An 18,439-nucleotide genomic window follows, 5' to 3' on the forward strand; every position below is an offset into this window, starting at 1 on the left:
TCCGGCGCCCGTGTCGAAATCGGTGGCGACCGCGCTGTCCGACGCGATGACGGCGGCGTGCGACTACTATCGCAAGCAGTTGCGCGGCGCGACCGTCGCGATCCAGTACCTGAAGAACCGGGGCCTGACCGGCGAGATCGCCGCGCGCTTCGGGCTCGGCTATGCGCCGGACGGCTGGCAGAACCTCGAGGCCGCGTTCCCGGACTATCGCGACGAGTCGCTCGTCGAGGCGGGGCTCGTGATCGTCAGCGAGAAAACCGACGCGCAGGGCGTCGCGCGCCGCTACGACCGGTTCCGCGAGCGGATCATGTTCCCGATCCGCAACGTGAAGGGGCAGGTGATCGGGTTCGGCGGCCGCGTGCTCGGCAGCGGCGAACCGAAGTACCTGAACTCGCCCGAAACCCCGCTGTTCAACAAGGGCAGCGAGCTGTACGGGCTGTTCGAGGCGCGCCTCGCGATTCGCGAGCGCAAGTACGTGCTGGTCGTCGAAGGCTACATGGACGTCGTCGCGCTCGCGCAGCTCGGCTTTCCGAACGCGGTCGCGACGCTCGGCACCGCGTGCACGCCGATTCACGTGCAGAAGCTGCTGCGCCAGACCGACACGGTCATTTTCAGTTTCGACGGCGATTCGGCCGGGCGGCGCGCGGCGCGGCGCGCGCTCGAGGCATGCCTGCCGCATGCGGGCGACAACCGGACGATCCGATTCCTTTTTCTGCCGGCCGAGCACGATCCGGACAGCTACGTGCGCGAGTTTGGCGCGGAGGCGTTCTCCGAGCAGGTCGAGCGCGCGATGCCGCTGTCGCAATTTCTGTTGAACGAAGCGATTGCCGGCAAGGCGCTCGATCAGCCGGAAGGCCGCGCGAAGGCGCTGTTCGATGCGAAGCCGCTGTTGCAGGCGCTGCCCGCGAACGCGTTGCGCGCGCAGATCATGCACATGTTCGCCGACCGCCTCGATATCCCGTTCGAGGAGGTCGCGGGGCTGTCGGACGTCGACACGCGCATCGCGACGCCGCCGCGCCAGGCGCCCGCGCGCAGCGAGCGGCGCCGCGTGACGGACAGCGAAAAGCGCGCGCTGCGCACGCTGGTGATGCATCCGCGCGTCGCATCGCAGCTCGACGACGAACAGATTGCGACCCTGCGCGCGCTGCCGCGCATCGGCGAGCTGTTCGCGGAAGTCGTCGATCATGCGCGTGCGCTGGGCGACGGCGCGGAGTTCCGGCTGCTGTCGGATGTCCTGAGGACGTCCTCGAACGGGGCGACTTACGAGGAAATCTTCCGCGAAATTCTGGACTATGATGAAAACGTCCGCGATTTGCTGTTACAGAATCCGGAAGACGAGACGGTGCCCGAGCGGCAACGTGAGCAGGAGCGGATTGCGGGGGAGGAGCTGCAGGCAGCGGTGCTCAAGATGCGCTATGACGCCTGCTGCGACCGGCTGGACAGGCTGGCGCGGCAATCCACCTTCACTCCCGAGGAATTGGCCGAATTGACGGAATTGAACCAGCAGCGAACCGACATGAAGCGTCGGCTCGGGCTGTAGGCGGCCGGGGCGCTTAGAGAGGGCTCCCCAGCGTGCTATAATATAAGGTTTCCAGCGGTTTGTTTTCTAAGCAGAGGCGAGAATCGCGATGGCAAAGACGACAGGCGGAAAGAAAGCAACAGGCAAGGGCTCGACGGAGCCGACCAAGAAGGTCACAGCGGCCAAGTCTGCTTCTTCCACCAGGACAACGTCTTCAGCCACGTCAGCCCCTGCAGGAAAGAAAACCGCGGCCGGCACTGCTCAGGCTGCGCCGGCGCCGGCAGCCAGAACACGGGCTGCCGCCAGACCCGACTCCGGGCCGGCCAAGCCGGCGGCGAAGCGGGCAAGTGCGAAAAGCGCAAGGGACACGACTGCCGACGCGGACGAAACGGCAGTACGTACTACTCATGCACCCACGGTTCAACCGGCTGTCGTCCAGCAGCCGCGAGTCGATATAGCCGGTACGGCGAACTCCATGACCAAAAAGCTGAACGAAGTATCCGTCGAAGACGACGCAAATCAGAGCGACGAGCAGCCCGCAGCCGCGGCTGCACCGGGCAAATCCAAGGTGCGCGATCGTCGCGCCAAGGAAAAGGCGCTGCTGAAGGAAGCGTTCGCGACGAGCACGCCGGGCACGGCCGAGGAGCTCGAAGAGCGCCGCGTGAAACTGCGCGCGCTGATCAAGCTCGGCAAGGAGCGCGGCTTCCTGACGTACGCCGAAATCAACGACCACCTGCCGGACAACTTCACCGAGACCGAAGCCCTCGAGGGCATCATCGGCACGTTCAACGACATGGGCGTGGCGGTTTACGAGCAGGCGCCGGACGCGGAAACGCTGCTCCTGAACGACAACGCGCCCGCCGCGTCGTCGGACGATGAAGTCGAAGAGGAAGCGGAAGTCGCGCTGTCCACCGTCGATTCGGAATTCGGCCGCACGACCGATCCGGTCCGGATGTACATGCGCGAGATGGGCACGGTCGAGCTGCTCACGCGCGAAGGCGAAATCGAGATCGCGAAGCGCATCGAGGACGGCCTGCGCCACATGGTGATGGCCATCTCCGCGTGCCCGACGACGATCGCCGACATCCTTGCGATGGCCGAACGCGTCGCGAACGAAGAGATCCGCGTCGACGAGCTCGTCGACGGCCTGCTCGATCCGAATGCTGCGGACGCCGCCGATACGGACGGTTTCTCCGCGAAGGAAGCGGAAGCGATCGAGAACGAGGACGAGGAAGCCGAAGAGGAAGAGGAAGAAGAGGAAGAGGAGGAAGACGACGGTGCCGCGCAGGCATCGGCGAACGCCGCCCAGCTCGAAGCCCTCAAGCGCGCGTCGCTCGAGAAGTTCTCGCAGATCAGCGAGTGGTTCGACAAGATGCGCCGCGCATTCGAGAAGGAAGGCTACAAGTCGAAGGCCTACCTGAAGGCGCAGGAAACGATCCAGAGCGAGCTGATGACGATCCGCTTCACCGCGCGTACCGTCGAACGCCTGTGCGACACGCTGCGTGCGCAGGTGGACGAAGTGCGTCAGGTCGAGCGTCAGATCCTGCACATCGTCGTCGACAAGTGCGGCATGCCGCGCTCGGAATTCATCGCGCGCTTCCCGGGCAACGAGACGGATCTCGACTGGGCCGAGAAGATCACCGCGGAAGGCCATTCGTACAGCGCGGTGCTGTCGCGTAACGTCCCGGCGATCCGCGAACAGCAGCAACGCCTGCTCGACCTGCAGGCGCGCGTCGTGCTGCCGCTGAAGGACCTGAAGGAAACCAACCGTCAGATGGCGGCCGGCGAACTGAAGGCACGTCAGGCGAAGCGCGAAATGACCGAGGCCAACCTGCGTCTCGTGATCTCGATCGCGAAGAAGTACACGAACCGCGGCCTGCAGTTCCTCGACCTGATCCAGGAAGGCAACATCGGCCTGATGAAGGCGGTGGACAAGTTCGAATACCGTCGCGGCTACAAGTTCTCGACCTATGCGACGTGGTGGATCCGTCAGGCCATCACGCGCTCGATCGCGGACCAGGCGCGCACGATCCGTATTCCGGTTCACATGATCGAAACGATCAACAAGATGAACCGCATCTCGCGGCAGATCCTGCAGGAAACCGGTCTCGAGCCGGATCCGGCAACGCTCGCCGAGAAGATGGAGATGCCGGAAGACAAGATCCGCAAGATCATGAAGATCGCGAAGGAGCCGATCTCGATGGAAACGCCGATCGGTGACGACGACGATTCCCATCTCGGCGACTTCATCGAGGACACCAACACGGTCGCGCCGGCGGATGCCGCGCTGCATGCCAGCATGCGCGACGTCGTGAAGGACGTGCTCGATTCGCTGACGCCGCGCGAGGCGAAGGTGCTGCGGATGCGTTTCGGTATCGAGATGAGCACCGATCACACGCTCGAGGAAGTCGGCAAGCAGTTCGACGTCACGCGCGAGCGGATCCGTCAGATCGAGGCCAAGGCGCTGCGCAAGCTGCGTCACCCGAGCCGTTCCGACAAGCTGAAGTCGTTCCTCGAAGGGAACTGATTTCCAGCGTCTCCGTTACGAACGCCGCCGGTATCCGCATGATGCCGGTGGCGTTCGTTCCCTCTGTCGTCTTTGTTGTTACAATGCCGGCCCGGTTTCGTTGTCGGGGTGGCGTGTAGCACGCCGCGCTTCTCGTCTGGGCCCCTAGCTCATGCTTGGTTAGAGCAGCGAACTCATAATTCGTTGGTGCCGGGTTCGACTCCCGGGGGGCCCACCAGATTACGTTCCTCGAGCGATCGCGGAACGTCGTAAAACCCGCGATGGCATCATGCGTCGCGGGTTTTTCTTTGTGTGCGGTCCGAATGTGTCGAACGCGTTGAACGGGTGCACGTCGGCGCCGCATGTCTTATTGCCGCCACCGGGGAAACACGGAGGGCGTGCCGTCCCGCTATCAATCGAAGTATGCTGTGGCGCGACCGCCGCGCACGACCGGATTCCCGTCGAGCGCGCGACCGCCGACCCGCGCCGCGCGCGATCGGGCAGCGAGAACAAACACCAACCAACTTTGCCCGACCGTGAGGGGCGGCCATCATGACCATGCTGCGTTCGTGGGGTGCGATTCTCTCGTCGCTGGCGCTCGTCGCGTGCGCCAGTCTTCCGCCGCAGGCCGATCGCGCGCCGACCCATGCATTCACCGATACGGACGATACGCGGCTGGGCGCCGCGTTCCGGCAGCAGGCCGGTACGCATCCCGGGCAGGACGCATTTCATTTGCTGACCGATCCGGTCGATGCGCTGGACGCCCGCGTGTTGCTCGCCGATCGCGCCGACCGCTCGCTGGACCTTCAGTACTACATCTGGCACGACGACCTGACCGGCCACGAACTGGCCGATGCGGTCATCCGCGCGGCCGATCGCGGCGTGCGCGTGCGCGCGCTGCTCGACGATCTCGGCACCAACGCGGACGACCGCAAGCTGCTCGAGATCAGCGCGCATCCGAACATCGAGATCCGGCTGTTCAATCCGGTGGCCACGCGCCGGTTCAAGAAGCTCGGCACGGTATTCGAGTTTTCGCGCGTCAATCGGCGCATGCACAACAAGGCGATGATCGCGGACAACCAGGCGGCGATCGTCGGCGGCCGCAATATCGGCGACGAGTACTTCGGCGCGTCGTCGATGCTGGAATTCGGCGATCTCGACGTCGTGGTTCACGGCCCGGTCGTGAAGGACATCTCGACCGAATTCGACACGTTCTGGAATTCGCCGTACGCGTATCCGGTCGATACGCTGGTCGGCCACGATGCGGCGCCAGGCGGGCTCGACCGCGAGCGCGAACGGCTGCGCGACTACCTGCGGGCCATGGAGGACAATCCGTACGTGCTGGAAGCCCGGCAGCGGCTCGACCGGATCGTCCACGGGCAGGGCACGGCGCTGTCGTGGGGGCATGCGACGGTGCTGTACGACGATCCGTCGAAGATCGCGCACGCGCCAAAGGACAGCGACGGGCATCTGATGCCGCAGTTGCGTGCGCTCGCGTTGCAGCCGCAGCACGACCTGCTGATCGTGTCGCCGTATTTCGTGCCGGGCAAGGACGTCGTCGAGCGGCTGCGCGCGCTGACGGCGCGCGGCGTGCGCGTGACGGTGCTGACCAATTCGCTCGCGTCGACCGACGTGGCGGCCGTGCATGCCGGCTACCGGCGCTATCGAAGCGATCTGGTGAATGCGGGCGTGCGGCTTTACGAGCGCCGGCCATCGGGCGACAAGAGCATTTCGAAGCAGGTCATCATCGGCTCGTCGCGCGCGTCGCTGCATGCGAAGACCTACGTGTTCGATCACAAGAGCATCTTCATCGGGTCGATGAATCTCGATCCGCGCTCGTTGAACCTCAATACGGAAATCGGCGTTTACTGCGAGAGCCCGGCGATTGCATCGCAGGTCGCCAACGACCTGGAAGGGCGACTCGACCAGATCGCCTGGCGTGTTGAGCCGAGAACCGATCCGGCCGGCAAAGGGCGATTGAAGTGGATTCAGACCGATGGCGGGAAGGTCACCGAGATCGATCACGAGCCGGAGGTGTCCGCCGCGCGGCGGATGGAAGTGTGGTTTCTCGGGCTGTTTCCGATCGAATCGCAACTGTGAGCGACATTCAGCGCCGCGCGCGGCGGTGCCGGTCGATGACGGCCGCGAACTGCATCGCCGCTGTCTCGATCGTCGCGTCGCTCAGGCCTGAATAGCCGAGCACGAAGCCGTTGTACCGGCGGCCGTCGCCGCGGCGGCCGTCGCCGATGCAGTAGCTGCTCAGCGGTTGCAGCAGCAAGCCTTCCGCGGCTGCCGCCCGCGCGACGTCGGTATCGTGCAGCGGCGCGGCGAGATCCGTGGAGAGATGCATGCCGCCCGGGCTTTCCCGCACGCTCAGCGACGTGCCGAGATGGCGCGCGAGTGCCGCTTCGAGGCGGCTGCGCCGGTCCGCGTAGCGCGCCCGCATCTTCCGCAGGTGCCGCGCAAAGAGGCCGGTATCGATGAATTCTGCCATCGCCAGCTGGTCGGCCGAATGGCCGCGATGGACCAGTTCGCGCAGCGTTCTCGTGAAGCGGTCGACCAGCACCGGCGGCACCACCATGAAGCCGAGCCGAAGGGCCGGAAACATCGTCTTGCTGAACGTGCCGAGATAGCACACCGGCGCGTCGGCATGCAGGCCCTGGATCGCGGGCAGCGGCTGGCCGCCGTGACGGAATTCGCTGTCGTAGTCGTCCTCGATGATCCACGCGCCGCAGGCGCGGGCGCGCTCGACGAGCGCCGTGCGCCGCCCGGGGCTCATCAGCGCGCCGAGCGGGTACTGGTGCGACGGCGTCGCATAGATCAGCCGGGGCGGGCGAGTGCGCCACTGCTCGTCGGTCGGCGCCATGCCGTCGCGATCGACCTCGATCGGCACGAGATTCAGGCCGGTCGAGCGGAACGCGGTCCTCGCGCCGTTGTAGCACGGGTTCTCGAGCCAGCCGTTTTCGCCGGGATTCGCGAGCATGCGCGCGCACAATTCGAGGCTGCTCTGCGTGCCGTCGGTGATGAATACCTGGCCCGTGTCGCAGCGCACGCCGCGCGAGACGCGAATGTACGCGGCCACCGCGCGTCGAAGCTCGGGCAGCCCTTCGACCGGTCCGTACGCGAGCCGGGCCGGCGTGATGGTCTTCCATGCGCGCTCGATGCAACGACGCCACTGGGCAACCGGAAATTCGTCGAGCGACGGCAGGCCGGGAACGAACGGCAGCATGCGCTCGGGCTCGGGATCGGCATTTTCCAGCCCGTGCACGCGCGCCGACAGGCGGACCGGTGCGGAGCCGTCTTCATGGCCGGCGCTCGGGTGGGTGCGGCCGTCCCATCGCGTGATCGTGCCGTTGCGCGTGGCGGCCACGAAGCCTTCCTCGGCCAGGCGCTCGTACGCATAGACCGCGGAATTGCGCGCGATGCCCAGCTCGGCCGCGAGCACGCGCGTCGACGCGAGCCGCGTGCCGGGCGGCAGGTGTCCGTCCAGCAGCATGCTGCGCAGGCTCCGGTAGAGGGCTTCCTGCCGACTATGCGTGGTCGCGCCGTCCTGTCCGGCAAGCGACGAGATGAGCAGCGCGAGATCCATGGGCTGGTTCCAGAAATTTTCCTTGTGCTGGTTCTTTCGAAGACGCCGCGCGCATCGTATCGTTCACGTTCTCGCGGGGCAGGCCGGTACACGCGGATTTTGAGTGACGGCGCGACTTGCGGTACGCGCGTATTTTGCTCGATTCGGCCGGCGACTGTCGACGGGCGGCCCGATCGCGCCTCGGGCATGGAGTCGGCACGATGCCGATACGATTAATTTCGCAGTACAGATATATGAACGACCAGACCACACTCTCTTCCACCTCGCGTACGACCATTCGTCGCCTGCCCGAACTGGCGAGCCACGATCGCACGATGCTCCACCACATCGTGGACGACGCGTACGTCTGTCACATCGCGTTCGGCGACGGGCAGAACACGCACTGCATCCCGACCGCGCACTGGAGAAGGGGCGACGCGCTCTATATCCACGGCTCCAACGGCAGCCGGACGATCAAGGCACTGTCGGCCGGCGCGCAGGCTTGTGTCGCGATGACGCTGCTGGACGGCCTCGTGCTGGCCCGCTCGGCCTTCAACCATTCGATGAATTATCGATCCGCGGTGATCTACGGGCAGTTCGACGTGATCGACAGCAGTGCGGAAAAGCGCGCCGCGCTGGATGCGTTGATGGACAAGATCGCGCCGGGCCGCAAGCATGAAGCGCGGCCGGGCAATTCGAAGGAACTCGACGCGACCCGCGTGCTGCGGATTTCGATGGCGGAAGCGGCCGTGAAAATCAGCGATTCGCTGCCGTCCGACAAGGACGAGGATCTCGGGCTGGCGGTCTGGGCCGGGATCCTGCCGCTGAAGACGACACGCGGCGCACCGGTCCATGCGGACGGCAACGTGGCGGTGCCGGACTACGTCCGGAACTGGGCCGATTGAGCGGCACGGCGAGGCTTGCATCGGAGCGGCGAGACGGCGCGGCATGCGGAAAACCCGCGACGGCTTCGCAGCCTTCGCGGGTAGCCGGACGCGGTTGCGTGAGAGACGTCGCGCGCCTGCTCACGCAACCGGTTCGGTCAACGACCCGTCAACGCGCGAAATCCGACGTGCTCTGGATGAACGCGTTCAGCTTCGAGATGTTCACGCTGCCGAAGCCCGTCGTCGCATCCCAGCCGGCCTTCGCCTTGTAGCCGTAAGTGCCGCTGCCGTTGTTGCCGGACGTGACGTCGTGCAGCAGCGCCGCGTTGGTCGGGAAGTACTTGTAGATGCTCGACGCGGGGAACCCGAGCGCATTGTTGTTGGCCGACTGCAGCCGCGCCCAGATGCCCGTGAAGATCGGTGCGGCGAGGCTCGTGCCGCCTTCGTTGTTCAGGTAGCCCGACCCCCACAGCGTGTCGGACGTCTGGCCGTTCACGACGAGAATCGCACCGGTGCGCAGGTCGGCGTCGAAGCCGACGTCGGGCAGCGCGCGCTTGGTCGAACCGGTGAGGGTCGACGACTGCCAAGTCGGCGCGGCTTCGTACTTGCTGTATCCGCCGCCCGTCGACCACACGGTGCCCGGCTGCCAGCTCGGGTCGTTCCACACGATTTCGCTGTTGTACGCATTGGTCGACGTGTTGGTGAACAGCGTCGTGCCGCCTACCGCGATCACGTACGGCGACGTGGCCGGCTCGCTCACCGTGTAGGTCGAGCGCGACGGCGTGCCGCTCGCGCATTCGTACGCGCCGTGGTCGCCGGCGGAAACGGAGAAGGTCTGCCCTTGCGCGACCGCCTGCTTGAAGATGGTGTCGTCGGTCGCCTGCGAGCCGGTGCTGTACGCGGATGATTCGCACACGCCGAGCGACACGTTGATCACCTTCGCGACGTTGTCGGTCACGGCCTTGTTGTACGCGGCCGTGATCGCGGTGAGCGTCATCGACGGCGCGGTGTAGAACACGACCTGCTTCACGCTGCCGCCGGCCGCGCCGACGATCGACTGGCTGTCGAGGTTCCATTCGACGGTGCCGTCGGTGTCGGTGTACGAGCTGCCGGACGGGCCCGTCTTCACGATGCTGCTGCTGATCGTGCCGAGGCCGTTGTTCGCGGCGAACGTATTGAGGTCGCTCACCGTCTGCGACAGGTCGCCTTCGGAGATGATGCCGACCGTGGTTTGCGACGCCGTCGGCGTGCCGTCGCCGCCGTAGATCGACGAGAACTCGGTCGGGTTGTGCGGCACCGCCGACGCGCCGGCGGGGATCGTCAGGTTGCTGGTGTTGCCTTGCGGCTTGCTTCCCGCGCCCGTATGCATCAACTCGACGTTCTGCAGGCCCAGCACCGCGCCGACGATGTTGCCGATCGCGTTCGGCACTTGCGCGGCGTCGGTGTTCGCATAGACGCTGCGGCCGTTGCGCGTGAAGCGCTTGAGGGTGGTGCGGAACGCGGACTGGACGGTTGCCGCGGTGCCGGACGCGGAGACCAGCAGCCGGTTCGGCGCGACCACGATGTTCACGAAGCCTGCCTTGCGCAGATGGGCGACGACGGAGGCGACCTGCTGGTCGGTCGGCGCATATTGCGCGGCGAATTGCGCGGGCGTGAGGAACTGCCGGTAGTGCGGCGAGCCCGGCGTATGCAGGTCGCGCAGGTACTGGTCGAGCTGGGCTTCGTTGCGCAGGTTCAGCCCGAGCACGATGTCCACCGATTCGCCCGGCGCCATGTCGATGGCCGCGGCGGCAGCGGCGGCGGTGCTGGCGGCGGGCGCGCCGGCCGTACCGGCTTCGTTTTGCTGCACGAGCGGCAGGAAGCCCTTGGTACGCGTTTCCGTCCAGCCGGCCGCGGGCGCGGCATGGGCGGTCGTCATGCCGAACGAAGCGGCTGCCGCGGCGGCGAATGCGAGTTTGACGAGGCGAATGTGCTTGTGTTTCTTGTTTGCAACCTGATTCATTTGAATTACCCCTCCGGTTGAACATCGAACGGCACCAACAACAACGGTCGACAGCGGTGCGGGTCATGCACCGCCGCTTTCTGCCGCATGCGGGCGGATGGCACGGACGCGACAGGGCCTTTCGCCCGATCCGGAAAGCGGTTTGTCTCCGGGGGCGAAATACGGAAAACGCGGTAACGGAAAGGCTGCGCCGCGAGGCGGGGCAGTCGCGCCGGATCCGGCGCGGGCGGGGTTGCTAGAGCAACAGCTTCGTTGTCCTGCTCATTTGATTCGATCCTTCGGCCCGCTGCCGGTGGCAGCCGTCCAGTGAAATGCATCGGGATGCGGCACGCGCCGGCGTGCGAACGAATCATTCGACGGCGCGTACTTCGGTGCAGCGGAAGCGAAAAAACGTGGAGCGGAATCGTTTGCGTGGCAGGCAATCCGTCGGATTGCTTGCATCGGACGGTATCAAGAACGAAAGCGCGATGTCAAACTTTTTTTGATTATATGAAACTAAATTAAATCGAATAAACCGAAATGATTTTGAAAAGATTGGCGGTGTTTTGTAATGTTCAAAACCCGCGATGCAGGTAATGCCGAAAACGACTCGCCGATCATTTCCGATGTGTTTCGAAACGGCCGGCCGTTATCGAGGAAATACTCGAATGGCCGCAGCCTCTCGTTCGGCTAACTGAAGGTCGTCGACGAACCGGAACAGCGCATCGACATGCTGAAGCAGCGCGTCGCGCGACGCAGCATCCGCATCGGTGGCGAGCGTCCTGATGGCGTCGAGCCGGGTTTCGAGTTCGGCGAGCCGGGTGCGCGTGACGCGACTGCTGCTGGCGACGGTGACCGTCGCATCGGATGGATTCGTACGTTTCATTGCATGAGTCATCGCATTGAAGTGCTCGATGAAGCGAGCCACGTCGGCCGGGCAGCCGTCGCGGGAAATGATGCGCGCCGACGGATCGCCGGCGACGATCCGGCCGGCGGTATCCGCCATGGCGTCGAGCGTCGCGAGCATCCGGCGGATCGACCTGACCAGGTCGAATGCCGCGGCCAGCAGGCAGACGAACAGAACCGTCGCCGGCACCAGGTAAGGGGACGCACTGCGGATCATCGCGCCGGCGGTCGCGTCGTGCGGCAACGCGGCCAGCGTAGGCACGGCGTACACGAAGCACGCGACGGTGCAGGCGAGCAGCACGACGACGAGCGCGCCCGTGCCGATCGCCCGCCCGATGTGCCGGCCGGGTCTTGCCGGCAGCGTCACTGCACGCCCCGCAGTCGGTAGCCGACGCCGCGCATCACCTCGGGCATGCCCGGCGCGCCGGCCTGTTCGAGCTTCTTGCGCAGCCTGCAGATGTGGCTGTCGACCGTGCGCTCCAGCGCACTGACGTCGGCCATGCACGCATCGAGCAATTCGCCGCGCGTGAACACGCGGCTCGGCGATCTCGCCATGTGCGCGAGCAGCCGGAACTCCGTCAGCGTCAGCGTGATCGGCACCTCGGTGCCGGCCGTGCGCACGCGGGCCAGATAGCTGTCGGTGTCGATCTCGAGGTCGCCGACACGCAGCATCCGCATGGTCGGCGGCGCGGCCGACCGGCGCAGGATCGCGCGCAATCGCGCGACGACCTCGGCCGGGTTGAACGGCTTGACGATGTAGTCGTCCGCGCCGGCGTGCAGCGCCTGCAGCCGGTCGAGATCGCGATCGAACGCGGTGACGACGACGATGGGCGTGTTGTCGCGCCGTCGCAGCTCGGCGAGCACGTCCCAGCCGTTCTTCCGCGGCATCTTCACGTCGAGCAGGATCAGGTCGGGTTTCAGGTGCGGTTGCATGTCGAGCACCGCTTGCCCGTCGGCGACGCGATAGGTGCGAAAGCCGTCGTGCTTCAGGTAGGCATCGAGAATGTCCGAGATGTCGGGCTCGTCTTCTGCAATCAGTATCAGGGAATTCGTCATGGAGTGTGCCGTGCGATGTCGAACCATCGGGGCGGCCCGTCGCCGGGCCGGATCACGCCGTTCCGTCACGCTGCCGCGCGGGACGGAACGGCGCCGTTCGCTCAGTTCCGCACCACGCGCTGCGACGGTGCGACGTCCTTGTCCGTCAGGCCGCCGCCGAGCGCCTTGTACAGCGCGACGGCATTGCCGAGCTCGCTGCGACGCAGGTCCAGCAGCGCCTGTCGGGCCGCATAGAGCTGCCGCTGCGAGTCGAGCAACTCCAGCCGTCCCTCGACGCCCGCGCGATAGCGCAGGTTCGACAGGTCGGTGCGGCGTTCGGCCGAGCCGACCACGCGCGTTTGCGCGTCGATCTGGCGGCCGAAGGTTTCGCGCCCGGCGATGCCGTCGGCCACTTCGCGGAACGCGGCCTGGATCGCGCGTTCGTATTCGGCGACCGCGCTGGACTTGCGCACTTCCGCGAGGCGCAGCTCGGCGCGCAGCCGGCCGCCCTGGAAGATCGGCACCGTGACCTGCGGCGCGAAGCTCCACACGCGCTGGCCGCCGTCGAACAGACTGCCCATCGCGGGGCTGAGGAAGCCGATCGACGACGTCAGCGACAGGCGCGGGAAGAATGCGGCGCGCGCGGCGCCGATGTCCGCATTCGCGGCGACGAGGTTCTGTTCGGCCTGCCGGATATCCGGCCGACGGAACAGCAGCTCGGACGGCAGGCCGGCCGGCAGTTGCGTCATCACCGGTTGCTGCTGAAGCGGCAGCGGCTCGGGCAGATCCTTCGGCAGCTCGGTGCCGACCAGCAGGCGCAGGGCATTGCGTGCCTGCTCGACGGCGCGCGTGCGCGCTTCGAGATCGGCCGTCGCGCTCGCGACCTGGCCTTCGGCCTGCGCGATGTCGACACCGCTCGCCTGGTGCGCTTCCTTCAGGCGGCGCGCGAGATCGAGCGACTGCCGCCAGTCGGCGAGCGTGCGCTCGGACAACTGGCGTTGCTCGTGCGCGAGGCGCTCGGCGAAGTACGCATCCGCCACGCCGCCGACGAGCGAGATCTGCACCGCGCGGCGGCCGTGGTCGGTCGCGACGTAGCGCGCGAACGCGGCATCCGACTGCGATTTCACGCGGCCGAACAGGTCGATCTCGAACGCGCTGATGCCGACGTTGACGCCGTACTGGTTCTGCGTTGCGCCGAACAGCGGCGGATTCGACTGCGTGTCGTCCGACGTACGCTGGCGCGTGAAGTTCGCGCCGGCGCCGATCGACGGCAGGCGCGCGGAACGCTGGATGCCGTACTGCGCTTCGGCGGCTTCCACGTTCAGCGCCGCCACGCGCAGGTCGCGGTTGTTCTCGAGCGCGAGCTCGATCAGGCGTTGCAGGCGGCGGTCGCCGAACATCGTGCGCCAGCCGAGGTCGGCGGCGTTCGCGTCGAGATCGGCGGCAGCGGCGGCCGTGTAGGCCGTCGGCACCGGCATCGACGGTTTGACCAGCGTCGGCGCGAGCGAGCAGGCCGACAGTGCGAGGACGAGGGGAAGAACAAGCAATCGCATGGCATCAACCTTCCTGTCCGTGAGTCGGGGTGGCCGGCTGCGTGCGGGACGCCCGCCATGCGCCGATGCGCTCCTGGATACTCATCACGAACACAAAGAAAACAGGGACGAAGAAAATGGCCAGCACCGTGGCGGTCACCATGCCGCCGAACACGCCGGTGCCGATCGCGTGCTGCGTCTCGGCGCTGGCGCCGGTCGCGATCATCAGCGGCACGACGCCGAGGCCGAACGCGAGCGAGGTCATCAGGATCGGGCGCAGGCGCAGCTTCGACGCCTGCACGGCCGCTTCGATCAACCCCCTGCCTTCCTCGCGCAACTGCTTCGCGAACTCGACGATCAGGATCGCGTTCTTCGCGGACAGGCCGATCACGGTGATCATCCCGACCTTGAAGAACACGTCGTTCGGCATCCCGCGCAGCAGCACCGCACCGATCGCGCCGATCAGGCCGAGCGGCACCACCAGCATCACCGACAGCGGGATCGACCAGCTTTCGTACAGCGCGGCGAGCACCAGGAACACGACGATCATCGACAGCACCATCAGCATCGGCGCCTGCGACGCCGACTGGCGTTCCTGCAGCGACTGGCCGGTCCACTCGACCGCGAAGCCCGGCGGCAGTTGCGCGGCGAGCCGTTCCATCTCGGCCATCGCCGCGCCGCTCGACTGGCCGGGCGCCGCGTTGCCGGAAATGCGCGCGGACGGATAGCCCTTGAAGCGCACCATCTGCAGCGGCGTGTCGGTCCACACGGGGCGCACCACCTCGGACAGCGGCACCATGCCGCCGGCCGCGTTGCGCACGTACAGCTTCATCACGTTGTCGATCTGCATGCGTGCCGGCGCGTCGGCCTGGATGATCACCTGCTGCATGCGGCCCGCGTTCGGGAAGTCGTTCACGTAGGTCGATCCCATCGCGGTCGACAGCGTGTCGCTGAGCGTCGTGAACGACACGCCGAGCGCCTGCGCCTTCGCGCGGTCGATCTCGAGGCGAATGCTCGTGCCGGCCGGCAGACTGTCGGGGTACACGCCGGTCACGACCTTGCTTTGCGCGGCGAGTTCGAGCAGCTTCGCTTCGGCCGCCTTGAGCGCCGCCGTGCCCTGGTTGGCGCGGTCTTCCAGGCGCATCGAGAAGCCCGAGCTGTTGCCGAGTTCGTCGATGGCCGGCGGCAGCAGGCTCATCACCGTGCCTTCGGTCACGCCGGCCATCGCTTGCTGCGCGAGCATGCCTTCCTCGAGGGTCGATGCGCCGCCGCGGTTCTTCCAGTCCTTCATCACGGACCAGTTGATCGCCGCGTTCGGACCCTGGCCCGAGAAGCCGTAGCCGATCACGGAAATGCTCGACTGGATTGCCGGACGTGAAGCAAGATGCTTCTCCAGCGTTTTGACCACGTCGTGCGTACGCTCGGCGGTAGCGTCCGCGGGCAGCAGAAAGCTGGTGATGAAGTAGCCCTGGTCTTCGTCCGGCAGGAACGACGACGGCAGGCTGCGAAAACCGACCACCAGTGCGCCCGAAATCGCGACGAACACCAGCATCACGCGGCCCGTGCGGCCGACCAGGCGGCCGACGCGCGTCTCGTACCATTTCGTCAGGCGGTCGAAGCGGCGGTTGAACCAGCCGAAGAAGCCGCGCTTCTCGTGATGGCCCGGTGCGAGCGGCTTGAGCATCGTCGCGCACAGGGCCGGCGTGAGCGTCAGCGCCAGCAGCGCGGAGAACAGGATCGACACGGCCATCGACAGCGTGAACTGCTTGTAGATCACGCCGACCGAGCCGCTCGCCATCGCCATCGGCAGGAACACCGCGGTCAGCACCAGCGTGACGCCGACGATCGCGCCGGTGATCTCCTTCATCGCCTTCGACGTCGCGTCCTTCGGCGACAGTCCTTCCTCGGCCATCAGGCGTTCGACGTTCTCGACGACGACGATCGCATCGTCGACGATGATGCCGATCGCGAGCACCATGCCGAACATCGTCAGCACGTTGATCGAGAAGCCGGTCAGCAGCATCACCGTGAACGTGCCGAGCATCGCGACCGGCGCGACGATGGCCGGGATCAGCGTATAGCGCACGTTCTGCAGGAACAGGTACATCACGAGGAACACGAGCACCATCGCTTCGAGCAGCGTGTGCAGCACTTTCTCGATCGAGATCTTCACGAACGGCGACGTGTCGAGCGGGATCGAGTAGCTCATGCCCGACGGCATCGACTTGCTCAGTTCGGCCATGCGCGCGCGGATGGCGTCCGCCGTCTTCACCGCGTTGGCGCCCGGCGCGAGCTGCACGCCGGCGAGAGTGGCCGGCTTGTTGTTCTCGCGGCTCACGAACGTGTAGTTTTGCGAGCCGAGTTCGACGCGGGCGACGTCGCCGAGCACGACGTTCGAGCCGTCCGCGTTCGCGCGCAGCACGACCTTCGCGAATTCTTCCGGCGTCGCGAGCTGACCTTGCGCGGTGAGCGGCACGGTCACGCGCTGGCCCGGCAGCGCGGGCAGCGCACCGAGGCTGCCCGGTGCGATCTGCACGTTCTGCTGGCCGATCGCGGTCGTCAGATCGCTCATCGACAGGCCGAAATTGATCAGCTTCTGCGGATCGACCCAGATGCGCATCGCGCGTTCGGAGCCGAACTGCAGCACACGGCCGACGCCGTCGATGCGCCGCAGTTCCTCGGACACGCTGCGCGCCATGTAGTCGGCGAGCGCGCCTTCGTCGAAGCGACCGTTGTCGGAGCGCAGGCTGACGATCATCAGGAAGCCGGACGACGCGGATTCGACGATCAGCCCGTTCTGGCGCACGGCGGCGGGCAGGCGCGGCTCGACCGACTTGATCTTGTTCTGCACGTCGACCTGCGCCATCTCCGGATTGGTGCCCGGCTTGAACGTGACGGTGATCTGCGCGCTGCCGGACGTGTCGGCCGACGATTCGAAGTACAGCAGGTTCTTGACGCCGGACAATTCGCGCTCGATGAGGCTCAGCACGCCGTCGTTCATCGTCTGCGGCGTGGCGCCCGGGTAGTTCGCGGTGATCGTGACGGACGGCGGCGCGACCGACGGGTAGCGCGCGACCGGCAGTTGCGGGATCGCGATCAGCCCGGTCAGGATGATGAAGAGCGCGATCACCCACGCAAACACCGGGCGGCGGATAAAGAATTCAGCCATGGCTGGAGGCTCCTCGTGACTCAGTGCGCGGACGCGATGGCGGCCGCGTCAGGCGACTTCCAGTCGGTTGCGGCGGCCGGCGCGCCGTCGGTCAGGCGTTCCATGCCTTCGACGACGATCTTCTGGCCGGCCTGCAGGCCCGACTTGATGTGATAGCTGCGGTTCGTCAGTTCGCCGACCTCGACCGCCTTCAGGTGAGCCGTACCCTTTGCGTCGAGCACCCACACCTGCGGCTTGCCGCCGGCGCGCACGATCGCCTGTTGCGGCACCATCACGGCGTTGGCGTAGTGCGCGCGCGGAATGCGGGCACGCACGTACATGCCCGGCAGCAGCTGGCGTTTCGGGTTGTCGACCAGCACGCGCAGCAGCACGTCCCCGGTGCCCGGATCGACGTTGACGCCGGAGAACAGCATGCGGCCCTTGACGTCGTAGCGCGTGTCGTCGTCGCGCAGCACGTCGACCGGCAGGCCGTTGCTGTCCGACGCTTGCGGTTGAGCGGCAAGCGCGCCGCGCAGCGCGTCGAGCGACGCGGCCGGTTGACGCACGTCCACGTAGACCTGGTCGATCTGCTGGATGCGCGCCATCGGCTGGCTGTCGCTGCTCGATACCAGCGCGCCTTCGGTCACGAGCGCCTGGTCGATGCGGCCGGCGATCGGCGCTTCCACCGTCGCGAACTTCAGGTCGAGCTGGCGGCGCGCGAGCGTCGCGCGGGCCTGCGCGACGTCGGCCGCGGCCTGGTCGCGTTGCGAGACGGCGTCGTCGTACACCTGGCGGCTGATCGCATCGGCCTCGACGAGCGGCTTGAAGCGCGCGGTCTGCACCTTCGCGCGTTCGAGCGCCGCCTGCGCGCGCTGCAGCGACGCGGCGGCCGTGTCCATCTCGGCCTTGAACGGCGCCGGATTGATCTGGAACAGCGGCTGGCCCACGCGCACTTCGGTGCCTTGTTCGAACAGCCGGCGTTGCACGATGCCGCTCACCTGCGGCCGGATCTCGGCGACCCGCACGGCCGCGACGCGGCCCGGCAGGTCCTCCGTCACGTCGACGCGCGTGGCGGCCACGGTCATGGCCGCCACCGGGGTGGCCGGCGCGGCGGCCGGCTGTTCGGACGGCCCGCAACCCGCCAGCATTGCCGCCACCAGCGCGCATACGGCGCCGTAGCAGCATCGTTTTTGGTTCTTCATAGCGACTCCAGGAAGCGCAGGCAGCCCACTGCCTGCTTTGACGGGGCGGAGTGTGCGTGGATTAGTTGGCGTCTTTGATGCGGAAAGATGGAGATTCGATGGAGCCGGCGAAAGGAGACGAAATGAGGGGCGTCGGCGAGGGTGGAAATGGTCTGATG

At 66.5% G+C, this 18,439-nt stretch carries 11 protein-coding genes and 1 tRNA gene; 5 read left to right on the forward strand and 7 right to left on the reverse strand.

What is annotated here, in order from left to right; translation table 11 throughout:
- From dnaG to H0X95_RS27370, 4 genes are all read left to right on the forward strand, one after another.
- A partial coding sequence (dnaG, locus tag H0X95_RS27355; protein WP_077234684.1) for a DNA primase occupies positions 1 to 1,540 on the forward strand: 1,540 nt, incomplete at its 5' end.
- A gap of 88 nt (positions 1,541 to 1,628) precedes the next feature.
- The gene (gene rpoD / locus H0X95_RS27360) at positions 1,629 to 4,046 is read left to right on the forward strand and encodes an RNA polymerase sigma factor RpoD (protein ID WP_077020949.1); all 2,418 of its coding nucleotides are present in this window, start codon (positions 1,629 to 1,631) and stop codon (positions 4,044 to 4,046) included.
- A gap of 138 nt (positions 4,047 to 4,184) precedes the next feature.
- Positions 4,185 to 4,263, forward strand: a tRNA-Ile gene (locus H0X95_RS27365).
- A gap of 314 nt (positions 4,264 to 4,577) precedes the next feature.
- Positions 4,578 to 6,125: a phospholipase D family protein gene (locus tag H0X95_RS27370; RefSeq protein WP_006495999.1), complete on the forward strand. Its 1,548-nt coding sequence runs from the start codon at positions 4,578 to 4,580 to the stop codon at positions 6,123 to 6,125.
- Between the two features lie 7 nt (positions 6,126 to 6,132).
- Here H0X95_RS27370 and pdxR read toward each other — a convergent pair whose 3' ends face one another.
- Positions 6,133 to 7,614: a MocR-like pyridoxine biosynthesis transcription factor PdxR gene (gene pdxR / locus H0X95_RS27375; RefSeq protein ID WP_059722585.1), complete on the reverse strand. Its 1,482-nt coding sequence runs from the start codon at positions 7,612 to 7,614 to the stop codon at positions 6,133 to 6,135.
- Between the two features lie 233 nt (positions 7,615 to 7,847).
- Between pdxR and H0X95_RS27380 the strand changes: the two genes are divergently transcribed.
- Positions 7,848 to 8,498, forward strand: a complete 651-nt coding sequence (locus tag H0X95_RS27380; protein ID WP_059722587.1) for a pyridoxamine 5'-phosphate oxidase family protein — start codon at positions 7,848 to 7,850, stop codon at positions 8,496 to 8,498.
- A gap of 148 nt (positions 8,499 to 8,646) precedes the next feature.
- Here H0X95_RS27380 and H0X95_RS27385 read toward each other — a convergent pair whose 3' ends face one another.
- From H0X95_RS27385 to H0X95_RS27410, 6 genes are all read right to left on the reverse strand, one after another.
- Complete coding sequence (locus tag H0X95_RS27385) at positions 8,647 to 10,479, reverse strand: S53 family peptidase (protein ID WP_058902879.1); 1,833 nt, start codon at positions 10,477 to 10,479, stop codon at positions 8,647 to 8,649.
- A gap of 628 nt (positions 10,480 to 11,107) precedes the next feature.
- Complete coding sequence (locus tag H0X95_RS27390) at positions 11,108 to 11,731, reverse strand: hypothetical protein (RefSeq protein ID WP_058902880.1); 624 nt, start codon at positions 11,729 to 11,731, stop codon at positions 11,108 to 11,110.
- On the reverse strand, positions 11,728 to 12,420 hold the full coding sequence (locus H0X95_RS27395) for a response regulator (RefSeq protein WP_006489056.1): 693 nt from the start codon (positions 12,418 to 12,420) through the stop codon (positions 11,728 to 11,730). Before H0X95_RS27395 ends, H0X95_RS27390 begins: the two co-directional genes overlap by 4 nt.
- A 101-nt stretch (positions 12,421 to 12,521) precedes the next feature.
- A complete protein-coding gene (locus H0X95_RS27400; RefSeq protein WP_006489053.1) occupies positions 12,522 to 13,952 on the reverse strand; it encodes an efflux transporter outer membrane subunit in 1,431 nt (476 codons plus the stop codon).
- A gap of 4 nt (positions 13,953 to 13,956) precedes the next feature.
- Positions 13,957 to 17,100: a multidrug efflux RND transporter permease subunit gene (locus H0X95_RS27405; RefSeq protein ID WP_059722589.1), complete on the reverse strand. Its 3,144-nt coding sequence runs from the start codon at positions 17,098 to 17,100 to the stop codon at positions 13,957 to 13,959.
- Between the two features lie 20 nt (positions 17,101 to 17,120).
- Positions 17,121 to 18,281, reverse strand: a complete 1,161-nt coding sequence (locus H0X95_RS27410) for an efflux RND transporter periplasmic adaptor subunit (RefSeq protein ID WP_059722590.1) — start codon at positions 18,279 to 18,281, stop codon at positions 17,121 to 17,123.
- Positions 18,282 to 18,439 lie beyond the last annotated feature (158 nt).

The organism is Burkholderia sp. 9779_493, from assembly GCF_015712215.1.
GTDB lineage: Bacteria > Pseudomonadota > Gammaproteobacteria > Burkholderiales > Burkholderiaceae > Burkholderia > Burkholderia cenocepacia.

Coding starts and splice junctions, on each gene's coding strand:
- rpoD (WP_077020949.1), top strand. CDS start 1,629: ATGGCAAAGACGACAGGCGGAAAGAAAGCAACAGGCAAGGGCTCGACG.
- H0X95_RS27370 (WP_006495999.1), top strand. CDS start 4,578: ATGACCATGCTGCGTTCGTGGGGTGCGATTCTCTCGTCGCTGGCGCTC.
- pdxR (WP_059722585.1), bottom strand. CDS start 7,614: ATGGATCTCGCGCTGCTCATCTCGTCGCTTGCCGGACAGGACGGCGCG.
- H0X95_RS27380 (WP_059722587.1), top strand. CDS start 7,848: ATGAACGACCAGACCACACTCTCTTCCACCTCGCGTACGACCATTCGT.
- H0X95_RS27385 (WP_058902879.1), bottom strand. CDS start 10,479: ATGAATCAGGTTGCAAACAAGAAACACAAGCACATTCGCCTCGTCAAA.
- H0X95_RS27395 (WP_006489056.1), bottom strand. CDS start 12,420: ATGACGAATTCCCTGATACTGATTGCAGAAGACGAGCCCGACATCTCG.
- H0X95_RS27400 (WP_006489053.1), bottom strand. CDS start 13,952: ATGCGATTGCTTGTTCTTCCCCTCGTCCTCGCACTGTCGGCCTGCTCG.
- H0X95_RS27405 (WP_059722589.1), bottom strand. CDS start 17,100: ATGGCTGAATTCTTTATCCGCCGCCCGGTGTTTGCGTGGGTGATCGCG.
- H0X95_RS27410 (WP_059722590.1), bottom strand. CDS start 18,281: ATGAAGAACCAAAAACGATGCTGCTACGGCGCCGTATGCGCGCTGGTG.